Consider the following 20,712-nt stretch of genomic DNA (forward strand, 5'->3'; position numbering starts at 1 on the left):
AAAAAGCCCATGCCACCATAAATGGCATGAGCTTTCAAACTGTAGTCAAACGCTCGCACATCCTTCGTTGTTCGCCTCGGCTGACAAGCGCTTTCTATTAGTCTGAGTTTGTCTAAAAGAAACTTAGACATTGTACAAGTTTCTTTTATTCGTTTATTGTCTAGGCGTTACTTGGCAAAAATATGGTCACCGATAACGAGTGTTTGCTCCCGTGTCGCTACCCAACCGCTTGTGGCTGTTTTCGGGTTATAGAAATAAAGCGATTGTTGACCTTGGCCCCGGAACGCTAGGGCTTCAGTCACGGCTCGTCTTGACTCGTCATCAGGCTCATTGTTAATGGCGCCATCCAAGACAGGGGAAAACGCATAATGGCCTGATGGTGTCACTTCATAAATTACATCGCGCACAGTATCTGGATAATTTTCATTGTCAACTCGGTTTAGCACGACAGTCGCTACCGCGACTTTCCCTGCATACGGTTCGCCTTTTGCCTCGGCGCTGACTAGTTTAGCTAAAAGCTCTCTCTCCGCAGCGGAAACAGCTGCAGGGATCGTTAGCGTCTCGCCAGCTTCAATGGCAGAATCGGAAAGATCGTTGACTTTCATAATCGCTGCTTCTGGGACGCCATACCGTTCGCTTAGTATATATATGGTCTCACCTGGCTGAACTGGGTGTGTAAGTTGTTTTGCATCGGCTGGTTCAAGGCCAGCAAAAGACAATCCAATTGAGCCAAAAATGAGGAATATAAGTTTTTTGATCATAAACCTATACAACTCCTATCAAGTGAATCTAGTGTGCAAATTGGTTGCACGTTAACACTGTAACAGATTCTCATCAAAAAAGAGCTGAAAATGTTTTCCAAGCTTCGCAAAGAAGGCAGCAAATGTGATCGTGGCAACGCTGAAGGCAATTTGTTACGCAATGGTTACAATTAGAGCCTCGTTTTACAGTTGTGTAACAGTTGAGGGGAATTTCCAGTTGCTTTTTTGGGATATGGCGGCGATCAAGCCGTTAATGGCCGGGCCAATTGTTCTATTACAAAACGTTTCAAGATGCCACTATATGAATCTTTTACCATAGAATCCGATTCTTTTTGTATGCTAGGATGTGTGTGTATCTGGCGAACAGGGATACGAATACACAGTACGCAACGATTAGGAGGATATTCATGAAGAAATTAGTTATCTCTACATTAGCAGCCGCTGCCATCGTAGGAGCAGGCTTTTCTAACCAAGCCGATGCTGCAGGCCAATATAAAGTTCAAGTGAAAGGGCCTTACGTCTACACAGCTAGCGGTGATTGCGTGAAAGTCGACCTAAACGAGCTAAAAGAGCAATTTGGCAACGTCGATTGGTCGAATGTAAATTTGGAAGATTTAGATTTTGTTACTGATCTTATCAATAAGGAAGAAGCGCCAGCGCCTGCTCCTGAGGAAGAAGCACAGCCTGAGGCACCAGAAGTAGAAGCAGGAGAGCCAACCAACACACCTGAAGAACAAGAAACGGTAGAGGAAGAGCCACAACAAGAGGAAAGCGATGCATCTGGTGATGTGACTCAAGAAGAACAGCAAATGGTTGACCTTGTTAACCAAGAGCGCGAAAAAGCAGGTCTTCAACCTCTAAAAGTCGATCAAAAGCTAACAGAAGTAGCTCGTGTCAAAGCGCAAGACATGATCGACAACAACTATTTTGACCATAATTCACCTACGTACGGTTCTCCGTTTGACATGATGAAGCAGTTTGGTATTTCTTATAATACAGCTGGCGAAAACTTAGCTGGAAACCAAACAGTAGACGCAGCACACAATGCTCTTATGAATTCACAAGGACACCGTGAAAACATTTTGAACAGCAACTACACAGAAGTAGGCATTGGCGTAGTTGACGGCGGTCCTTACGGCAAAATGTTTGTGCAATTGTTTAAAGGGTAACAACCCAAAAAAAACTCCGCGGCTAAAAAGCAGCGGAGTTTTTTGTTTCAGCAAGTTAGCATAAGGCGTTTATTTCCGCAATTGGACTTGCTCAACGCGGTGATGAGCGCCTTTTGTTAAGATCAAATCTGCGCGAAGGCGTGTTGGCTTAATGTTTTTTTCTAAATTAACGCCATTAATGGTATGCCAAATCGATTCCGCCATTGCAACCGCTTCTTCATCCGTTAAGTCGCGGTAGCGGTGAAAATACGACTCGGGCTTTTGGAATGCTGTGTTACGGAGCAGTTGAAAGCGCTCGATATACCAAGATAATATGTTTTTTTCATCTGCATCGACATAAATGCTGAAATCAAAAAAATCAGAGACAAACACATGGGGCATGCGCTTGCCTTTTCGGTTTACTTGTAGAACATTAATGCCTTCGACAATGACGACATCCGGTTCTATCAACGTTTGGATGTGATTTTTTTCAATGTTATAAGTCAAGTGAGAATACATAGGTGCTTTTACGACAGGCGTGCCTGCTTTTAAGTCTGTCAAAAAAGTAAGCAGGCTGCGGATATCGTAACTTTCTGGAAAGCCTTTCCGTTTCATGAGGCCTCGTTCTTCCAGCACTTCATTTGGATATAGAAAGCCGTCTGTTGTGACAAGCTCCACTTTCGGGGAGCCAGGCCACCTTGAGGCCAATGCTTGAATGAGCCTTGCGGTTGTGCTTTTTCCGACGGCAACGCTCCCGGCTATGCCAATGACAAATGGCACCCGCTTCCGTTCCCGTTTTAAAAAGCGGTTTAAATCGTCATGAAGCCTAACATTATGGACCATTCGTTTATAAAGTAATTCAGATAAAGGCATGTATACATCGTTCACTTCTGCCTCAGATATCGTTTCATAAATACCTTCGAGGTTTTTCCGCTCTTTTTCCGTGAGAGGAGCGCTATGCCCGTCATTTAGCTGTGCCCATTCTGCACGAGTGAAGTGGGTAAAAGCCTCTAAGCTTTTTGTTAATTCATCCGTTGTCATAAGGATCTCCTTTGCGGGTTGAGCTTACTTCAATAGATGAAGCGTAGCACGGCTGAAACGGATAATCAAGAATAGAACACTTGAGCGAACGTATACATGTAGGAAAAGATTTGTTCACACGCCTGACAAATCATCAGGTAAGTTTTGCAGGCTTTCTAGCAATTTTCGAGGAATGGCAAATGTGTGGCTGTTTAATTGCAATTGTTCGCTTTCGCCTGGCTGTGCCGCTTGCTTTTGCTTGACTGCAGTCATTTCATGATGGATATGTTCCATTTTTTCATCAAGTGCAGCAGCTGAGTGGGCGGCTTCAGTTAACTCTGAAATAAGCTGTTTTGGTACATTTTGATTGTATTTATAAAAGATCTTATGTTCGAGGCTGGCCCAGAAATCCATCGCAATGGTACGGATTTGGATTTCTACAAATACTTCTTCTTTGCGCGCGGATGTATAGACAGGGACTTTCACAATCATATGGAGGCTACGGTAGCCATTTTCCTTGGGCTTTTTAATATAGTCTTTTACAGTGACTACGTGCATGTCGCTTTGTTTTCTCAACATTTCCTCGAGCCGGTAAATATCAGAGAGAAACGAACAAGTAATGCGGATTCCAGCAATGTCTTGAATGGAATTTTTTAAGACATGCAAATGGAAAGGGATATTTTTGCGCCTCGCTTTTTCAAAAATGCTTTCCGGCGATTTCAATCGTGTTTTGACATGTTCAATTGGACTATAATCATGCATTAGTTCGAATTCCTCTTGCAAAATGGAAATTCTTGTTTCCATTTCGTCTAAAGCAAATTTATACATCATCATAAATTCCGTTAATTGTTGTTTTAGCTGTTTTGCTTTTTCGAAAGTAAGCAAAGGATCATTCATTGTCAGTCACCTCTGCCTTTCATTTTGGATTTGGCGCTAAGCAAAGTCAAGTGTAACTCTGTTTTGAAGGATGTGAGAGTGTGGGAATCGTCAAGACAAACAGATGGATTGAGCTATATGTGGACCATTACGAGGAGCAATCTGTCCAAGCAAGGTATAGGCAACTATTTATCCAGCCACTTCAATCCCTTTTCGCTTATTCGACAGATCAGCAACTGGCCACTTATTTGCAAAAAATCGGTTTATTTTTGCCCAAAACGAGGAAAAGCCGCTTAAGGCGATTTTTGCACTCAAACTGCTGGACGGTAGCTGGCGAACAATTTAATGCGTTGAAACAAAAATGGCAGGGGCCAAATGTGCCCGTTTTCTTGTTGCCAACAAATGAAGAACATAAACGTCTTCAGGCAGAACTAGGAGGGAAAATGGGGCTTGGCTTCCCTGACGGCATCGTTCTTTTCATTTCAGGCGACATTGAAGAAAAGGACTTAAAAGCATTAGTCACCCATGAATACCATCATGTTTGCCGATTATGGCGCACACAGGAAACAGAGTCGTCTATTACGTTATTAGAATCAATGGTGATGGAAGGACTTGCTGAATTGGCTGTAATAGAAGAGGTTGGCGAAGCATATGTGGCACCGTGGACGAAAAAGTATGACCGCCATTGGCAAGAAGAATGGTTTGTCCGCTATTTGGAGCCAAATTTATTGAGAAAAGGAAGAAGCCATTACAAGCCCTTTCTCTATGGCGACGACCGGGCAGGCATTCCGGCTATGCTAGGCTATTATTACGGTTTCAAACTTTGCAAAGCAGCGGCTGAACGTTCTAGTAAAGACACGTTAGCGTTTCTGGATGAGGATGCTGAGTCAGTGCTGCGCATTGGCAGGGAAACATGAAAAAAGTGTTTAAGATTTGCCCGTCGTGACCATACTGACTCCAAAGAGCATACTAGTGAGGAGGATCGATTCAGATGGTCATGATCAGAGATGTATGGGTAAATTGGTTTGAAGGTGAGGAGAATGGATACAATGTGTGCCCGTTCCATGAGTGGAGAAGTGAAGACCGCATAGAAGTGCTTGACCAAGTAAAATTGTTGAAAGTGGACGAGAAGCTAATGGATTACATAGAGGACCAGCTTCTTGATTTGCCAACGGAATTGCTCAAAGAAGTGTTTCAAAAGAGCTATTTGCGCAAAAACATGTCACGCATCCAACTCGATTATTGTTTTATTGCTACTGATGGGAAACGGATTATTGCAGTAGACACAATGGGATACAAAACGCCAATTAGAAAGAGCCGGTTAACGCCACGCCAAGAACAAGTAGTGTTTGAGACATTAACTGAACAAGACGTTCCTTATTTTCAATTAGAAATCCCTCTGCCTGCAAAAGAATACCATTTGCTTTCCCCGAGTCCTGCCGAGTTAGCAGGACTGACCCGCAAGGAAAGGCAGCTGAAGCAACTGTTGCTGATGGTGCTTGACCAATTGCAGACAACAGGCTCAGATGCGGAAATAAAGTATTGGTGTACTGAGTGGGACCCTCTGACATACAAAAAACTTCAGCAAAAAGGCCGTACAGAAGTGTGGGAACAATTGCTGAGCGGCGTTCGTGTAGGTTGGAGCCAACGCCATTATAAACTATGTGAAGCGATGGTTAAAGGCCATTCCTTTTTCGAGAAATTATGGGAGTTGGAGCATCCAGAGCGGGTAAAGTAACGTTAGCGCGTTAAAGCAAGGGGCCTGCTTTAACGCGTTGTTTTCTATTTACATCGTATGCGCTTTCTTTTATAATGGAAGCGACAAAAGGAGGCACGGATTGATGGAGACAATGGACTCATTCGCGTACTTAATTATGAAAATTTTAACGGTAGTTTTGTTAGTCGGCACGCTCGGACTTTCCTTTTTTGTTGGGAAAGTATACAAGAAAACGAATGGCTATTAAGAAACGAAAAATCATCATTTAAACGGAAACGACGTAGCACACCGCTACGTCGTTTTTACGTTCAGCATAAACTGCTTTATGTTTTATATCGAATAAGGTTATCTTCTCTTTCTGCCTAAGCCCATCGCACGCTCTGCTTTTACGAGCGTTTTTTGTGCTTTGCGGTTTGCTTTGTCTGCACCTTTGTCCAATATCGCATCAAGTTCGGCTGAATCAATCAATTCATAGTAACGTGTTTGCACTGGTTGCAGCGCTTCAATGACTGCGTCGGCAAGGTCGGCTTTAAAAGGGCCGTAGCCGGAGCCTTCATACAGTTGTTCAAGCTCTGTGACCGATTTGCCAGAGCAAAGAGAAAAAATTGAAAGCAAGTTAGAGACCGCTGGCTTTTCTTCACGATCGAAACGAATCGTACCTTCTGAATCGGTGACGGCGCTTTTAATTTTCTTTGCAATCGTCTTTGGCTCGTCAAGCATGGAAATATAGCTTTTCGCATTTGGATTCGATTTGCTCATTTTTTTATGAGGGTCATTTAAAGACATAATTCTTGCACCGACTTTCGGGATGCGCACTTCAGGAACAGTAAAAATATCATTGTATTTGGCGTTAAAGCGCTCCGCCAAATTGCGGGTTAATTCCAAATGCTGCTTTTGGTCTTCGCCAACGGGCACAATGTCGGTTTGATAAAGAAGAATGTCTGCGGCCATAAGCGGTGGATACGTTAACAGCGCAGCTGAAACGGCTTCTTTCCCGCTTGATTTGTCTTTAAATTGGGTCATGCGTTCCAATTCGCCAATATAGGAAACACACTGCATCATCCAGCCTAGCTGGGCATGTGCTGGAACTTCCGACTGGATAAACAACGTCGACTTATTTGGATCGATCCCTGATGCAATGTAAAGGGCGGCGAGGCTGCGGATGTTTTCGCGCAGTTTCAAACGCTCTTGTGGTACCGTTATCGCATGCTGGTCCACAATACAAAAGTAGCAATCATAGTCATTTTGCATGTCGGCAAAGTGTTTCAATGCCCCTAAGTAGTTGCCAAGCGTCAACGTGCCGCTCGGTTGAATTCCAGAAAAAACGGTTTGCATACGTTCAACTCCTGTTTTGTCACTCTTCTCCATCGTAAATCAAAATGCAAGCAAACACAACTCTTCCATCTAAACAAGGGCCATGCATAAAGAGGGGGAAGAGGGACATACACTAGAACGAACCCTATTTTTTACAAAGGCAGGTGGGTTAATGGGTTCGTCCTTGAAAACGTTTATATAGTAGCAAGCCGAGGTTGAGTGCCACGAGCAAGATAAACCATAAAAGCGAAAAAGGGACGTCTTGCAAAAAAAAGACGAACAACAATAAAGCGAGGCAGGCAACAGCTTGGCAAAGTTGATACTTGTTCATCGAAAGACACTCCTAATTATTTTCCAAGAAAGGGCGTTTTAGTGGTATGATCCGTTCCATCAGACGGTCCATCTTGTTTTTCATCCTAGTAGCAGCGATTGTGGCAGTAGGATGGTTCCATTTTAAAACAGAATCGATTTTTCGGCACGTGGAAGCCATTGTACATGCAATGGAAGAAGGGGTCCATGAAGGGAAAGCAGCTCCTACCTTTGCGTTGCCGACTTTATCTGGAGGCATTGGAGAATTCAATCCAAAAAAAGGGGCACATCGGTATACAATGGTCCACTTTTTTGCGACATGGTGTTATCCGTGCCAAGAGGAAATGCCGTTGATCGTAGAAGCGGAAAAGCGACTAAGTCAGCAAGGCGACCGTTTTGTCGCCGTCAATTTGACGAGCGAAGAGACAAGCACACAAGAAGTCAAGGCATTTTTAACTCATTTTAACGCGCCGTTTGACCCCCTATTAGATAAAGAGGGGGACATCCAAAAACAGTATCAAATTTTCGGTATACCAACGACGCTTATTGTCGATAGGGAAGGAAGAATTGTCCGGCGTATTAACGGAGCGATGGATGAAGGGATGCTAACCGAGCTACCGCCATTTTCTGTTGCCGGCGCCAACTTGTAAAAAACCGTCAATTTGGCTATCAAGCTCCGTCAACAACTGCCGTGCCGTTTTTGCTTCAATCGTCCGGTAGTGATGGCTGCCTTTTGGCTCTTCATCAAGTTCATCCGCTTTTGCGACCACCGCTTGCAACGGGCTGAGGGCAAGCTCTCCATTGGGCAAGTAGGAGTCTGTATGGAGCAAAATGGCCAGTGCGATTTCTTTCGCATGGCGGGGATGTTCCCCAAGGCGGATTAATAATTTATGGGCACGTTCAGCGCCTTTAATGGCATGAATATCATAGGCTTTATAAAGCGAGTAGTCCCATTTGCCGTTTTTGTACCAAGTATAATGCCCAATGTCGTGTAAAAAAGCTGCTTTTGCGGCCAAGTCGGGGTTGACGTTTTCATTCACCGCTAACGCGCAGGCGTGGTAAGCACAGCGAATCGCATGAGCCATGCCAGAGCGTTGCAAATACTTTTGAGCGATGTGGTGGTCGTAAAGAGCAACTAGTGTCACTTCTCTCATCATCATTCTCCTTCCATCCACACATTTTTTTAATAAACTATGCTATAATGAATGCCAACCGTTGTAAAGGGGGAAGTTATTTGGCAAATACCCACGTTTTCTCGAGACGTGAAGAACTGGTCAATGCGCTCACACATGGTTTCGGTGCGCTTTTGAGCATCTTGGCGCTCGTGCTTTTAATTGTTTACTCGAGCATGCACGGTACTGCTTGGCATATCGTTAGTTTTACGATTTATGGCACAAGTATGGTGCTCCTATATTTATCTTCGACACTTGTCCATAGTTTTAAGCCAGGCAAGGCAAAAGACGTATTTGAAATTTTTGATCACGCCGCTATTTACTTGTTTATCGCAGGTACGTACACGCCGATTTTATTTATTTTAGTCGGAGGTGCACTAGGCTGGACATTATTTGGAATTGTCTGGGGTATTGCCGTTGTCGGCGTTATCTTTAAAGTCTTTTACGTTAAGAAGTTTTTAGTGCTTTCGACGGTCATGTATGTGGCAATGGGCTGGATTGCTGTGTTTGCAATGGGTCCGATTATGTCAACCCTGCCTAGTGGAGGCATATGGCTGTTGGTGCTTGGTGGGATCTTTTATACCGCTGGGACGATTTTTTATGTCTGGCGTGGATTTTTGTATCACCATGCGATTTGGCATTTGTTTGTGTTGGCAGGCTCTGTCTCACATTTCTTTCTTGTATTTTTATTTATCTTGCCAGTAGGCATTTAAAAACGATCTGGGCAGTTGCCAGATTGTTTTTTCTTCGAGTAAACGGGGTATGTAGCAAGCAAAAGGGTCAATTTCCGATAGGGGAAAGCCTGAACGATGTTATATTTTATTGGGCGAGGGAGGGAGAGAGGCTGTGTATATTTCGCTACAAGAATTGGCTTCTTATCTTGGCGTTACTCAGTCTTATTTAATGAAACAAGCTCGTCTTGGAAATATACGTGGCGTTTATGACGGAGAAATGTGGCTTTTTAACAAAACACAGTTTGAAAAGCTTAAAGAACAGCTCGAAAAAAGGCAAAGGCAATGTATGAAAGAAGAAGAAGAGCCAATTCCAGATGATTGGGATGCCCATGATGAGGATTAAAGGATGAAAGGGAGTGTATGTGTGTGTAAATTGATGAAAGTCGGCTGCTCTGCTCTGTTATCTGCTACATTGCTAGTTGGTGTTAACGGTGGAAGTGTTGAAGCGACATCGGGTAACGCGATGCTTGTACATGGTCATAAGCTTGTTGGCCAAACGCTGTTTGAAACCCCGAAGCTCTCAACGCGCTTTGCCAACCAGTCAGGGTACACGTTCAATTATCCAGAAGAGGGAGTGAGGGGCATTTATGTGTCTGGCCATTCCGCCGGAGGAGAGCGCTTTCATTCGCTTGTTGATTTCGTTGGTGAAACAGGGCTTAATGCGATGGTCATCGACATTAAAGATGATCATGGCAATATTACATATATGCCTGACGAGAGTTCGCCCTATTACAACATTGCAAAGAAATACATAAACGACCCTGAGGAAATGATGAACGTTCTTGAAGAAAACGAGATTTATCCAATTGCCCGAATTGTTGTGTTTAAAGATACGACTTTAGCTGAAATGAAACCAGAACTTTCGTTTAAAGAAAACGGCTCTGTCTGGAAAAATGGCAGGAAAGAAGCATTTGTCAATCCATTTTTAGAGGAAGTATGGGAGTATAATGTCGGCATTGCCGAGGAAGCAGCACAAATGGGGTTCCGAGAAATCCAGTTTGATTATGTCCGCTTTCCAGAAGGGTTTGAAAACCGCGATGAAACGCTGGAATATGAGACGGGAAAATACGGAGATGACGAAATTGACAATGTGCAACGCCGTGTAAATGCAGTCACCGATTTTGTCGCATACGCCCGAGAAAAACTAAGCGTCTACGATGTAGAGGTATCCGTTGATATTTTCGGCTATGCGGCAACCGTGCCTGAAGCGCCTGGAATTGGACAAAACTTCTTGAAAATATCGGAGAACGTTGATGTCATTTCTTCGATGATTTATCCGAGCCATTGGACGTCTTTTGAAGGATTGGACAAGCCTGACTTGTATCCTTATGAGCTAACGGATGGCTATGCCAAATTGGAAAACGAGCTTTTAGAGCAGCTAGAGGATAAGAAGCCGGTGTCGCGGCCATGGATCCAAGACTTTACTGCTAGCTATTTAGGGTCGGGCAATTACTTACAGTATGGAAAAGAGGAAGTAGAAGCGCAAATCCGTGCTTTGTATGAAAATGACATTAACGAATTTTTATTGTGGAATGCGGGCAACACTTACACTGAAGGAGTCGATTACGACAATCCGTAAAAGCAGCGAAAGCTGCTTTTTTTTTGGGGCCAATAGGGCAAACTAAATAATGTGTTTAGGACAAAGATGAAAACGGCTATATAAAGGAGTATGTGTAAAACGAAGAAATGGAGGAATGAAAATGGCGACTTGGTATGAGAAGCTTGCTGAATATTTTCCTGTTGAGGAAATGAAGTCAAAACAGCATATGGAACTGCTGTTAAAAGAAAAGGGGGACATTTACCATAAGGAAGAGAGCGATAACCATGTCATGATGTATGTAGAGACAGATGACTTTATCTTTGTCGATTACTTGTTTGTGGCAAAGCAGGCTAGAGGGGAAGGGCTGGGGAAAAAGCTGTTAGAGCAATTGAAAAAAAAGCAAAAACCGATTATACTTGAAGTGGAGCCTATCGATTATAAAGATACAGATACGCAAAAGCGTCAGCGCTTTTATAGTCGCGAAGGGTTTAAACATGCCAAATCAATTGGCTATCGTCGTCGTTCTCTTGCGACAAATAAAGTGACGGAATTAGAAATCCTTTATTGGTCACCAGAGAATGAAGATGAGAATAGTATATATGAGAAAATGAAGCACACGTATGAGAACATCCATACGTATAAAGATAAAACGTTGTATGGAGAATCCTATGAAGCAGTTGATGAAGTATTAACATTAAATGATTAAGACGGTGAACAGTAGGCTCCTGACAAAAAAAAACGGGAGGGCGAAGCGCTATGAAACAAAAAAAGAAAGCCAAACAAAAACGAAAGCGCCTAGCGTGGAAAGATGCTTTTAAAAAGCAGCTAGACAACTTGAAAAACCGTCGTCCGCAGGAATACCCTTATCCCCAATCGAAAAAAAGCATTGCGTAATCCGCCGTACGCCGTACAGGCGGATTTTTTTCTGGAAATAGGTTTATGGTCAAGCAATGTCGGGAAGTGTGCATTTATAAGAGGATTTCCCATAGTTTTTGTTCAATCTTTGTATAAGTTTTTTGCAACGACTCTATACAACAGTTGAACAAACTTGTATAATAAAATGGTGATGAAGCGAACGATAACGGATACACTTGTCACACTTTGATTAAAGGAGAGGTTCAATAAGATGGTCACACTACTTACATCCCCTAGTTGTACATCTTGTAGAAAAGCGAAAGCATGGTTGGAAGAGCATGATATTCCTTTTGAAGAGCGTAATATCTTTGCATCTCCACTCTCTGTTGAAGAAGTAAAACAGGTTGTGCGCATGACAGAAGATGGCACAGATGAAATCATTTCAACACGTTCTAAAGTTTTCCAAGAACTGGACGTAGAACTTGAATCATTGCCTTTACAAAAATTGTTTACGATTATTAGCGACAATCCTGGTCTGCTTCGCCGTCCGATTATCTTCGATGAAAAACGTTTACAAGTAGGATACAACGACGCTGAAATTCGCCGTTTTCTACCAAGAAAAGTGCGGACATTCCAATTGCAGGAAGCACAGCGCTTAGTAAATTAATACGAACCTTCTACAGAAACCTCTGTAGAAGGTTTTATTTTTCTTGACATTGACCACTGCATGCGAGAGAATAAAGAACTAACAAAATACGTTTGCACCCGTCAGAAAGCAGATGGATTCCATTTTTCGGCTAGTTATCATACAATAGGAACAAGGAAGGCAAGCTCACTGTTTCCTTGATAAAGGCTACCTAATGTTAAGATTACAGGAGGGGGAGCGAGTATGGAAATCGAACGAGTAAATGACTCAACTATTCGGTTTTTCATCACGTATAAGGATATTGAAGCACGTGGTTTTGAGCGTGAAGAAATTTGGTATAACCGTGAACGTGGTGAAGAACTTTTTTATGATATGATGCACGAAGCAAGCGACAGGGACGAATTTGAACTAGATGGCCCGCTCTGGATTCAAGTTCATGCCCATGATAAAGGGTTGGAAATTCTAGTTACGCGTGGGCAATTGTCAGATGGCAATGTAAAATTAGAAATTCCTGTGAAAGAGGACATGGAAACAGACGAGCAGGAAGATGTTCCAGTCCACACGCTTGAAGAGAACGAGCTAGATAGTCTCGAGCTGATTATAGGTTTTAAAGAGCTCGAAGATGTAATCTCTTTAAGCAAAGCCGTTCGCCCTGAACGGGTGCTTAATACACTGTACCATTACGAAGGCCGTTATTTCTTGCATGTCCAATTCACGAACGATCTTTATACAGAAGATGAACAAGACAATTTGTTGAGCAGGATGCTTGAGTATGGCTATGAATCAGAATTAACGATTCACAGACTCCAGGAGTATGGCAAAGTCATTATTCCAGAGACCGCTTTAGCGAAGCTCTATTCAACTTTTTCCTAAGTCCGTTCAGACTGCTAGAAAACGCTTGTTAGATGAGGGAGTGAAGGCAAGGAAAGATGCGAATCAAGACATGTGTGCATGGGCAACTGTTGCTTGCCGATTTACGCCAACGACGTTAGCAAGCGTTTGTTACAGTTTATAAGAGCCGTAATAGGCTCTTTTTTTGTTGTACAAAAAAAGGATAAACGTGAGATTGGTTTAAATAAAAAAGAAGAAAGGAGTGTGGTCATTGCTTCAAGCTTTAGATGAAACCGGGCGTCTTATTTGTTTTACAGATAAGCGCAGTCATTCAGAATGGCGGTACTTACAAAAATCAGGGCGTTTTCGTTGTCCAATTTGCAACCAACAAGTAAGGATGCGACTTGGAACAAAAAGACGTTGGCATTTTGCCCACCAAAAAAGTGAGACGTGCCCTTCTGGAGGAGAAGGGGAGTCGGATGAGCATGTACGTGGAAAACAATTGCTTTTTCACTGGGCGGCCAGGCAGAACAAAGCAACACAATTGGAAACGTATTTAAGGGAGTCAAAGCAACGACCGGATGTTTACATCGAGTCTTCCTCGCCGCTTGCACTGGAATTCCAATGTGCTACCCTTTCCGCCAAAACATTATATGAACGCAATACTTTGTACGCACGCCAAGGCATTTCCCCAGTTTGGATTTTCGGGGGGAGCCGTTTAAAGCGGAAGCGGCGGCAAATGTTCCAAATCCAACAATTTGAATGGTATGGGCTCCGACATGCCCAAAGGGAACTGTTTTTTATTTATCTAGACGCTCATACTGAAAACGTATGTTTGCTCCGCCATGTAGTGGCTGTTCTCCCCTCCCTAGCACTTGCTACCCCATCGTTTATTGCTCTCGAACGCTTAACATTAAGCGATTTGCTCCAGCCCCCGTCGATGTCCGTTTGTTATACAGACAGCTTGTCTGCCTATCGCCGGCAAGTCAAAAACAACCTTTACCGCAATCGATCGTTAGCGCACTTGCTAGCAACGTTTCAATTAACCGATATTCCCCTTACCGCTGGCTGGCCCTTGCCGACTCAACGCTATCTCCAAGTTTCCCCGTTTCTATGGCAGACATCGTTTATCCATGCTTATTTGTGTCATGCTTTAAAAAGCGCTCCACGAACACTTACCCAAATCGCTGTGTTATTGTCGTCTTGTTTGCGGCAGTTCCGCCATCCTTTCAAACCTTACTGCGACCCGAAAAAAGTCACTTCCCAACTAGCGCGCGAATATTTAGCTTTGCTTCAAGCATTTGGATTGTTGAAAAAGATAGCTCCTGCGGCTTTTATAAAAAGCAGTGAGGAGGAAATCCTTTCTTGTAAAGGAAAGGAAAAAGAACAGCGTTTTCTCCATTGCTGGAATGACTTGTTGTTAGCAAACAATAAGCGTACTAGTAAAGTCGTAGCCAGGTAAGGAAAAGAGGCCAGCATGTAGGAGAATTTCTTGCACGAAAATGCATTCAATGTTCAGAGAAAGTGACAGTCAGTTGGTTTTAGTTAATGGGGACGGTATCCTTTAAAACGTGGTTTCTTTTTTAACGGCCGGAATAAGCAAAAAAGCGCGATGAACAATAGCGGAACGGCGACCCAAATTGGAAAAAGATGCAGCAGCCCAAGAATATACAAATAAAAGGCAATGAGAACAAGTGCAATGCGAAGCAATATTTTCCGTTTCATTTTCCGATCTCCACACCCTTTTTTCACGAAATAGGATACGTCGATAACGATCCGTATATGCCAGCAGCGTGTTTGTATAACATATGCCTAGGAATGGAAACTATGTGTGGTTCATTGTACAAACTTGTCAATTAAATTTCTTGTTGCTTCTGCTTGTTTTTTTCAGTAGAATAGAAGTGTTGCAACTCACATTCTCTTCGATTGATAGGAAGGCTGTCTGCTTTATAAGCAGACAGCCTTTTGGTTTTTTGGACGAAAAAGAAAGGACCCTGCATAGGCTGGATCCTTACATTAACCATTTCCAAAAAGTCCCGTATTCATAAGGGACGGCTTCTACTTTTTGTTGTAACATGAGTGTCTTTAGCTTTTTTTCTGCTTCTTCACTACTCAAATCCAGGACCATTGCGACTTCCGCAGTGGCTAAAAAACCATATGTTTGCAACAATCCCTCGAGAGTCGGTGGAGTGGCTTTTACTGGTACGAAGCCAAGCATGTCTTCCAATAACTGGACATAAATCGAAAATGGATACTGGCCGGAAATTTTAATGCCTGCTTCTTCCGAATTGTCGTTAAAGAAAACAAAAGTTGGGACGGTATCAACGTCCATCTCGTTCGTCGTTTGCACGTCACACTGAAGCGCTTTGGCAGCGCTCGGTGAATGGAGGTCGGCTATAAAAGCATCAACGTCCAGCCCTGCATCGTCGGCGCATGTTTTTAGCACGTCTTCATTGGTAATGTTTTGTTTTTGTAAAAACAACGTTTCTCGAAGCTTGCGCAAAAAGCGGTGGCCTGCTTTTGGTCCTTGTAGTTCTGCTGCTTTTATCGCAAGTGAAGCTTTATATGGATGAAAATCACTAAGTTTTATATCCCCGGCGTAAGGCATATTTGAGGATGATACACCTTTCACCCATACCGGTGGGCGTGTATGTTTGACTTTGCCTGCTTCGCACGCATTCCATACATTCAACTTTCCAGCAAGCAGGACCCGTATTCGGAAATAATGACCATATTCGACTTTGAGCTTCTTTAGAATCGGCTCCATCGACCAGCATTGAGCGCACAGCGGATCAATAAAGGTGTAAATCTCCAATGGTTTTTTGGCAGGCAGCGCTTCATTTGCCTCGGGAGAAATGCCGCAAATCCCGAGTTCATGGTCACAATGGCTAGTCACGCGATGTTTGGCGTTCATGGGCCAACTCCTTTCTTTTATCCCGGCGTTGGGTGATTAACCATATGATGTGCAGTCAGCCTAAGCCGATGCATCATATAATCACGAATGTCGCCTGATAAATGCACGTCGTCCATGGCACGCTCCATACAGGAAAGCCAAGCTTCAGCTTGGACAGGAGAAATGACAAACGGCATATGCCGCGCTCTAAGTCTCGGGTGCCCAAACTCTTCTGTATAGAGCGGTGGACCGCCGAAAAATTGCGTTAAAAACCGCTTTTGTTTGTATGCTGTATGAGTCAGGTCTTCAGGAAAAAGGTGGCGAACGTCTTCATGAGCCGCGATGTAGCGATAAAAAGCATCGACAAGTTCGCTTATCTTTTCTTCCCCACCTAAAGCCTCAAACGGGCTTTGTTCATTTCGTTGATCAGGCACAAATGGTCTCTCCTTTTCGTTTGCCTAGATCCATTGTAGCAACCATTGTTCCGTTCAGCAAATAATGTGTTTTTAGAGTTAAAAAGAGGAAATCCTTTCTGTCGATTTTTCGCAAACTTTGTTATAATGGAAGAAGAAAACTGCACGGAGGGGAAATATGGAAATTTCGTTTTGGCCGCAGGCATACACAAGCGAACGGGTTTCAACACAAGCGTCGCAAACAGATGAAACGACTTCATTTGCGAAAATGCTCCAATCTGAATGGGACAAAAGCACGCAAATAAGTGCTCCGCCGCTACAGTTGCCGTTTTTGCTGCCGATGTTGCAGCAGCCGCTGTTTTTAGATGAAAAGAATACATATGAAGATGTGACGACTTTACAAACGAAAGCAGGAGAAGTCTACAGCCCAGCAGAGCAGAAGGTTGAACAGAGCAAGGGAACAGCGCCAACAAGCAAAGCTGAATCTTATGGACCGCTTATTGAGAGCATTGCCGCGGAGTTTGGGGTCGACGCTAAACTTGTTAAAGCGGTTATTCAACACGAGTCAAACTTCAATGAAAGAGCGGTAAGCCCTGTAGGAGCTAGTGGACTGATGCAATTGATGCCTTCTACGGCTAGAGCGCTAGGTGTTAAATCGATTTTTGATCCTGTTGAAAACATCCGCGGCGGGGTTAAATACTTAAAGCAAATGCTAGACCGTTACAACGGCGATGAAGCGTTAGCGCTTGCCGCTTATAACGCTGGTCCAGGAAATGTCGATAAGTATGGCGGTGTCCCACCCTTTAAAGAAACACAGAATTATGTTCCAAAAGTGCTTAACACATACCGTAGCTACGCATAAACGTGCAGCCTTTTTGGCTGCACGTTAACTATAAAAAATTTGACAAACCTTTTCTATCAGTCTGATGGAGGTTGTCAATAAAAACGTTGATTGGCGAAGATGTGAGTTGAACGGGCTCCGCGTTTCTCTTCCCTCATCTTTTTGTGGGAGAAATGCTCCTCCATTTTGTTTTATTGTGTTGCTTGCTCGTAAAAACGGGCAACTTTGTTTTTCGCTCGTATGAATGGCACGTCAGCTTCTGCGAGTAGTTGGGTAAGGATGGATTCGGCGTGCGCAAGTGACTGCCCCTCATATTCAATTTCAAAATCTTCAGTTCCTGCATATACGCTATGGTCTAAGCATAGCACTCCCCCTTTATAAGGCACCTCCATTCTATAGGTCGTTAACGATCCAAAGTGGCGAATGGTAGGAATCGTCCCAATGAGCTCTTTAATGGCGGATTGAACTTCTCCTTCAGGAAGCGTTCCACTTAGGAGCAACTGTTCATCGCTTTTGGTGAGAGGCTGGTGTGTCTCCAACAGTCCACCATTTGCTGGCGCTTTTAACGTAAAGACGGACGCGTCTTTTTTTCTGCGGACTCGTAGGGCTGCCCCTGCGCTCTTTAATGCAAAGTCAGCCGTATCATAGTAATCATTTTGCTGTTTTTCTGCGTTTGTGCTGAATTTTTCGGTTAACTGGCGATAGGCAGCTTCACTAAGCATTGATTTTGCTTCATACTCGATTTCTTTAACCATGGTCGTTCCCCATTTCTGCGATTTTCGTTCCTTATTATACGTAGATTGGCGTCCTTCTGCAAAACGTGGGTTTTCAGGACGTTTTGTGTTACACTGATTACGGAAAAAGCAGCTTTGGGGGAGAAGGATGAAACAGTATAAAGTATCGGCCATCGAAGTGGACGAAGAAGCGAGCACTGTAGAACTAGAAGAGGAAATAGACGCACAATTGGCGGCACGATTAAAACCAGGGAAGCGCGTGCTCGTCGATTCTGACCAATATGCTTTTATTTACATTCTTGAAGATGAGGAAGCCTTTTACGCGATCCGTTTTGAAAAGAACGTTTGGCCAGCACTAAATGAAGCGCACACATTAAAAACGAGTTATTATGTCAAGCTTAATGAACATACTCGTCTTGCGCTTGTCGATATGGAGGAAGAGCTGGTATTTCTTCTAGAGAACATTCGTGGTAATGGGAATTATGGAGAGGCCTTTGAACAAGCAGTGAACGACGCATTTTAGTTTTATTAAGAGGTGGAGCTTTTGGACTGGGATGCTTTTTTAACACCGTATAAACAGGCTGTTGAAGAGTTGAAAGTGAAATTTAAAGGGGCGAGGGAACAGTACCAAAAAACGTCGCTGCATACACCAATTGAATTTGTAACGGGACGTGTGAAGCCCGTATCGAGCATATTAAACAAAGCGGCGCGCAAGCAAATTCCCCTCGAACAGCTGGCTGATAAGATGCAAGATTTGGCTGGCGTTCGCATTGTCACTCAATTTGTCGAGGATATAGACAAAGTCATTGAGCTCATGCGTGCCCGCTCCGATTTTGAAATCATTTCCGAACGAGACTACATACAAAAGAAGAAACCGAGTGGGTATCGGTCATACCACTTAATACTTCGCTATCCTGTTCAGATGATTGAAGGGGAAAAGAAAGTCCTTGTTGAATTGCAAATCCGCACACTGTCGATGAATTTTTGGGCTACGATTGAACATTCACTGCGCTATAAATATAGCGGTGAAATACCGGAAGACATCAACATGCGTTTGCAGCGGGCTGCAGAAGCTGCCTTTTGGCTCGATGAGGAAATGTCGATCATCCGTGATGAAGTACAAGAAGCTCAGCGAATTATAACCGCAAAACAACAGCAAAGCCGCTGATAGCAAGGAGTGAAATAATTTTGAAGTTTACGGTTGCCTCGCGAGGGGATACACTCTCAGATGAATTATGCGATACGATAAAAACACGGCTTCTTGCTGCCGATTTGGCACATGACAGCGATAAACCGGATATCGTCATTACGGTGGGAGGAGATGGAACGTTTTTAGAGGCATTCCATTCTTATGCACACCGGCTAGAGGAAACCGCTTTTGTAGGCATCCACACTGGCCATCTCGGTTTTTATGCTGACTGGGTTCCTGAAGAAACAGAGCATTTAATTACCCATATCATCAAGACGCCGTTTCAGATTGTCGAATACCCTTTGCTTGAAGTGATCATCCGCTATCGGGGCGGCCAAAGAGAGCCGAGGCGTCATTTAGCCCTCAACGAAAGTACGATTAAAAGTACCGAAGGATCACTCGTTTGCACAGTTGAGATTAAGGGAGAGGCGTTTGAGACATTTCGGGGCGATGGCTTGTGCATGTCCACGCCTTCAGGGAGCACTGCTTACAATAAGGCGCTAGGGGGAGCAATATTGCATCCGTCCCTTGCATCGATTCAGCTATCGGAAATGGCTTCGATTAATAACCGTATTTATCGGACGCTCGGATCACCTCTAGTGTTGCCTCAGCATCATACGTGTTTGTTGAAACTGTTAAATGATGTGTCCGTCCAAGTTACCATCGATCATTTTAATGTACCGGTGTTTGCAGAAAATGTCGATACGATCCAAGTCCGTGTCGCAGAAGAGAAAGTTCGTTTCGCCCGTTTTCGGCCATTTCCTTTTTGGAAGCGGGTGAAGGAGGCCTTTATTAGTGAGTAATCTGACTTTTTCATGGCGCGTCGATGAAGGCGCGCCCCTGCTATTACGGACGTTTTTGCGTGAAAAAAAACAAGTGTCGAAGCGGCTTTTGGCAGCTGTGAAATTTAAAGGCGGGCTTTTGCGGGTGAACGAGATAGAAGCAACGGTGCGCCACGTTGTGAAAACAGGGGATTTAGTGACAATGGTGCTACCGCCTGAATCGCCTAGCCCAAGTTTACAACCTGAACAGCTTTTATTCGGCATCCCTTATGAAGATGAGCATATGCTCGTTGCCGATAAACCAGGACATATGGCGACGATTCCTTCTCGAGATAGACCAGGAGGTTCCCTTGCCAATGGAGTGCTCCACTATTACAAACAGCAGCAACTGCAGGCAACGTTTCATGCTGTCAACCGCCTTGACCGTGGCACAAGTGGGCTGCTGATTGTCGCCAAGCATCGTTACGCCCATGATTTGCTATCTCGGCTGCAGCAAAAAGGGGGCGTTAAGCGTTGTTATAAAGCGCTTGTAACAGGGGTACTTTCAGAAAAAGTGGGCATTATTGATGCTCCAATTGACAGAAAGCCTGGAAGCATTATTGAACGAGAAGTGGGGCCAGGTGGCAAATCAGCCATAACCCACTACAAAGTGGAAGCAGAATCAAACACACACAGCTTAGTGTCTTTGCAGCTTGAAACGGGCAGGACACACCAAATCCGCGTCCATTTTGCTTACATAGGCCACCCACTTGTCGGCGATGGGCTATATGGAGATCATGACGAGGGGTTGTCCCACCAAGCACTGCATTGCGATCATGTGGCATTTACGCATCCGTTTACAGACGAAGTACTTTATGTCGAAAAAAGCTTGCCGAAGGAATGGCGTCCATTCGTTGAGTGCATGCATCCCATTCATTGAAGAGGTTCCTTTGTATGG

The 20,712-nt window shown here is 43.9% G+C and carries 28 protein-coding genes; 18 read left to right on the top strand and 10 right to left on the bottom strand.

Annotated features, from left to right (window positions below):
- Positions 1-167 precede the first annotated feature (167 nt).
- Positions 168-761: a cell wall hydrolase gene (locus BC8716_RS14955; protein ID WP_094426933.1), complete on the bottom strand. Its 594-nt coding sequence runs from the start codon at positions 759-761 to the stop codon at positions 168-170.
- A 407-nt stretch (positions 762-1,168) separates the two neighbouring features.
- Here BC8716_RS14955 and BC8716_RS14960 point away from each other — a divergent pair, with 407 nt between their 5' ends.
- On the top strand, positions 1,169-1,930 hold the full coding sequence (locus BC8716_RS14960; protein WP_094426935.1) for a CAP domain-containing protein: 762 nt from the start codon (positions 1,169-1,171) through the stop codon (positions 1,928-1,930).
- Between the two features lie 69 nt (positions 1,931-1,999).
- Here the strand turns inward: BC8716_RS14960 and coaA are convergent, their stop codons facing one another.
- Both coaA and BC8716_RS14970 read right to left on the bottom strand, forming a co-directional pair.
- A complete protein-coding gene (coaA, locus tag BC8716_RS14965) occupies positions 2,000-2,950 on the bottom strand; it encodes a type I pantothenate kinase (protein WP_094426937.1) in 951 nt (316 codons plus the stop codon).
- Positions 2,951-3,064: 114 nt separating this feature from the next.
- Positions 3,065-3,826, bottom strand: coding sequence for a GTP pyrophosphokinase (locus BC8716_RS14970; RefSeq protein WP_094426939.1), 762 nt, complete (start codon positions 3,824-3,826; stop codon positions 3,065-3,067).
- 80 nt (positions 3,827-3,906) lie between these two features.
- Between BC8716_RS14970 and BC8716_RS14975 the strand changes: the two genes are divergently transcribed.
- From BC8716_RS14975 to BC8716_RS22830, 3 genes are all read left to right on the top strand, one after another.
- Positions 3,907-4,722, top strand: coding sequence for a DUF2268 domain-containing putative Zn-dependent protease (locus BC8716_RS14975; RefSeq protein ID WP_094426941.1), 816 nt, complete (start codon positions 3,907-3,909; stop codon positions 4,720-4,722).
- A 74-nt stretch (positions 4,723-4,796) separates the two neighbouring features.
- Entirely contained in the window at positions 4,797-5,543 is a 747-nt protein-coding gene (locus tag BC8716_RS14980; protein WP_094426943.1) for a YjbA family protein, read from the top strand.
- A 103-nt stretch (positions 5,544-5,646) separates the two neighbouring features.
- A complete protein-coding gene (locus BC8716_RS22830; RefSeq protein ID WP_255222685.1) occupies positions 5,647-5,769 on the top strand; it encodes a hypothetical protein in 123 nt (40 codons plus the stop codon).
- A 98-nt stretch (positions 5,770-5,867) separates the two neighbouring features.
- Here BC8716_RS22830 and trpS read toward each other — a convergent pair whose 3' ends face one another.
- Both trpS and BC8716_RS22340 read right to left on the bottom strand, forming a co-directional pair.
- Positions 5,868-6,857, bottom strand: coding sequence for a tryptophan--tRNA ligase (gene trpS / locus BC8716_RS14985; protein WP_094426945.1), 990 nt, complete (start codon positions 6,855-6,857; stop codon positions 5,868-5,870).
- 148 nt (positions 6,858-7,005) lie between these two features.
- Entirely contained in the window at positions 7,006-7,167 is a 162-nt protein-coding gene (locus BC8716_RS22340) for a hypothetical protein (RefSeq protein WP_157730454.1), read from the bottom strand.
- Positions 7,168-7,213: 46 nt separating this feature from the next.
- Here BC8716_RS22340 and BC8716_RS14990 point away from each other — a divergent pair, with 46 nt between their 5' ends.
- The gene (locus BC8716_RS14990) at positions 7,214-7,795 is read left to right on the top strand and encodes a TlpA family protein disulfide reductase (protein ID WP_094426947.1); all 582 of its coding nucleotides are present in this window, start codon (positions 7,214-7,216) and stop codon (positions 7,793-7,795) included.
- Here BC8716_RS14990 and BC8716_RS14995 read toward each other — a convergent pair.
- Positions 7,760-8,299 (bottom strand): HD domain-containing protein, encoded by a 540-nt coding sequence (locus BC8716_RS14995; protein ID WP_094426949.1) that lies wholly within the window; start codon positions 8,297-8,299, stop codon positions 7,760-7,762. The two genes, BC8716_RS14990 and BC8716_RS14995, sit on opposite strands and share 36 nt — an antisense overlap.
- An 80-nt stretch (positions 8,300-8,379) precedes the next feature.
- Between BC8716_RS14995 and trhA the strand changes: the two genes are divergently transcribed.
- The 8 genes from trhA (at position 8,380) to BC8716_RS15030 (ending at position 14,385) form a co-directional block, all read left to right on the top strand.
- Complete coding sequence (gene trhA, locus BC8716_RS15000) at positions 8,380-9,030, top strand: PAQR family membrane homeostasis protein TrhA (RefSeq protein WP_094426951.1); 651 nt, start codon at positions 8,380-8,382, stop codon at positions 9,028-9,030.
- 133 nt (positions 9,031-9,163) lie between these two features.
- Entirely contained in the window at positions 9,164-9,394 is a 231-nt protein-coding gene (locus BC8716_RS15005) for an excisionase family DNA-binding protein (protein WP_094426954.1), read from the top strand.
- Positions 9,395-9,415: 21 nt separating this feature from the next.
- On the top strand, positions 9,416-10,630 hold the full coding sequence (locus tag BC8716_RS15010; RefSeq protein ID WP_094429266.1) for a putative glycoside hydrolase: 1,215 nt from the start codon (positions 9,416-9,418) through the stop codon (positions 10,628-10,630).
- A gap of 121 nt (positions 10,631-10,751) precedes the next feature.
- On the top strand, positions 10,752-11,297 hold the full coding sequence (locus BC8716_RS15015) for a GNAT family N-acetyltransferase (protein WP_094426955.1): 546 nt from the start codon (positions 10,752-10,754) through the stop codon (positions 11,295-11,297).
- 50 nt (positions 11,298-11,347) lie between these two features.
- Positions 11,348-11,485 carry a hypothetical protein gene (locus tag BC8716_RS22345; RefSeq protein WP_156323127.1) on the top strand — a complete coding sequence of 46 codons (138 nt, stop codon included), beginning with the start codon at positions 11,348-11,350 and terminating at the stop codon, positions 11,483-11,485.
- 232 nt (positions 11,486-11,717) lie between these two features.
- On the top strand, positions 11,718-12,113 hold the full coding sequence (gene spxA, locus BC8716_RS15020; protein ID WP_011247371.1) for a transcriptional regulator SpxA: 396 nt from the start codon (positions 11,718-11,720) through the stop codon (positions 12,111-12,113).
- Positions 12,114-12,335: 222 nt separating this feature from the next.
- Positions 12,336-12,965 (top strand): adaptor protein MecA, encoded by a 630-nt coding sequence (mecA, locus tag BC8716_RS15025; RefSeq protein WP_094426957.1) that lies wholly within the window; start codon positions 12,336-12,338, stop codon positions 12,963-12,965.
- 229 nt (positions 12,966-13,194) lie between these two features.
- Positions 13,195-14,385, top strand: coding sequence for a competence protein CoiA (locus BC8716_RS15030; protein WP_157730455.1), 1,191 nt, complete (start codon positions 13,195-13,197; stop codon positions 14,383-14,385).
- 83 nt (positions 14,386-14,468) lie between these two features.
- Here the strand turns inward: BC8716_RS15030 and BC8716_RS15035 are convergent, their stop codons facing one another.
- From BC8716_RS15035 to BC8716_RS15045, 3 genes are all read right to left on the bottom strand, one after another.
- Positions 14,469-14,648: a hypothetical protein gene (locus tag BC8716_RS15035; protein WP_094426961.1), complete on the bottom strand. Its 180-nt coding sequence runs from the start codon at positions 14,646-14,648 to the stop codon at positions 14,469-14,471.
- Positions 14,649-14,934: 286 nt separating this feature from the next.
- A complete protein-coding gene (locus BC8716_RS15040) occupies positions 14,935-15,837 on the bottom strand; it encodes a ClpXP adapter SpxH family protein (protein WP_094426964.1) in 903 nt (300 codons plus the stop codon).
- Between the two features lie 17 nt (positions 15,838-15,854).
- Positions 15,855-16,250: a globin domain-containing protein gene (locus tag BC8716_RS15045; RefSeq protein WP_011247367.1), complete on the bottom strand. Its 396-nt coding sequence runs from the start codon at positions 16,248-16,250 to the stop codon at positions 15,855-15,857.
- Between the two features lie 157 nt (positions 16,251-16,407).
- Here BC8716_RS15045 and BC8716_RS15050 point away from each other — a divergent pair, with 157 nt between their 5' ends.
- Positions 16,408-17,091 (top strand): lytic transglycosylase domain-containing protein, encoded by a 684-nt coding sequence (locus tag BC8716_RS15050; RefSeq protein WP_094426966.1) that lies wholly within the window; start codon positions 16,408-16,410, stop codon positions 17,089-17,091.
- Positions 17,092-17,261: 170 nt separating this feature from the next.
- Here BC8716_RS15050 and BC8716_RS15055 read toward each other — a convergent pair whose 3' ends face one another.
- A complete protein-coding gene (locus BC8716_RS15055; RefSeq protein WP_157730456.1) occupies positions 17,262-17,825 on the bottom strand; it encodes a CYTH domain-containing protein in 564 nt (187 codons plus the stop codon).
- A 127-nt stretch (positions 17,826-17,952) separates the two neighbouring features.
- Here BC8716_RS15055 and BC8716_RS15060 point away from each other — a divergent pair, with 127 nt between their 5' ends.
- The 4 genes from BC8716_RS15060 to BC8716_RS15075 are packed head-to-tail and all read left to right on the top strand — an operon-like array spanning position 17,953 to position 20,694.
- Positions 17,953-18,327, top strand: coding sequence for a UPF0738 family protein (locus BC8716_RS15060; RefSeq protein ID WP_095305674.1), 375 nt, complete (start codon positions 17,953-17,955; stop codon positions 18,325-18,327).
- A gap of 21 nt (positions 18,328-18,348) precedes the next feature.
- A complete protein-coding gene (gene yjbM, locus BC8716_RS15065) occupies positions 18,349-18,972 on the top strand; it encodes a GTP diphosphokinase (protein WP_302467438.1) in 624 nt (207 codons plus the stop codon).
- A gap of 20 nt (positions 18,973-18,992) precedes the next feature.
- A complete protein-coding gene (locus BC8716_RS15070; RefSeq protein ID WP_094426973.1) occupies positions 18,993-19,796 on the top strand; it encodes an NAD kinase in 804 nt (267 codons plus the stop codon).
- Positions 19,789-20,694, top strand: coding sequence for an RluA family pseudouridine synthase (locus BC8716_RS15075; RefSeq protein ID WP_094426975.1), 906 nt, complete (start codon positions 19,789-19,791; stop codon positions 20,692-20,694). Before BC8716_RS15070 ends, BC8716_RS15075 begins: the two co-directional genes overlap by 8 nt.
- Positions 20,695-20,712: the final 18 nt, after the last annotated feature.

It is taken from the genome of Shouchella clausii, from assembly GCF_002250115.1.
Taxonomy (GTDB): domain Bacteria; phylum Bacillota; class Bacilli; order Bacillales; family Bacillaceae_D; genus Shouchella; species Shouchella clausii.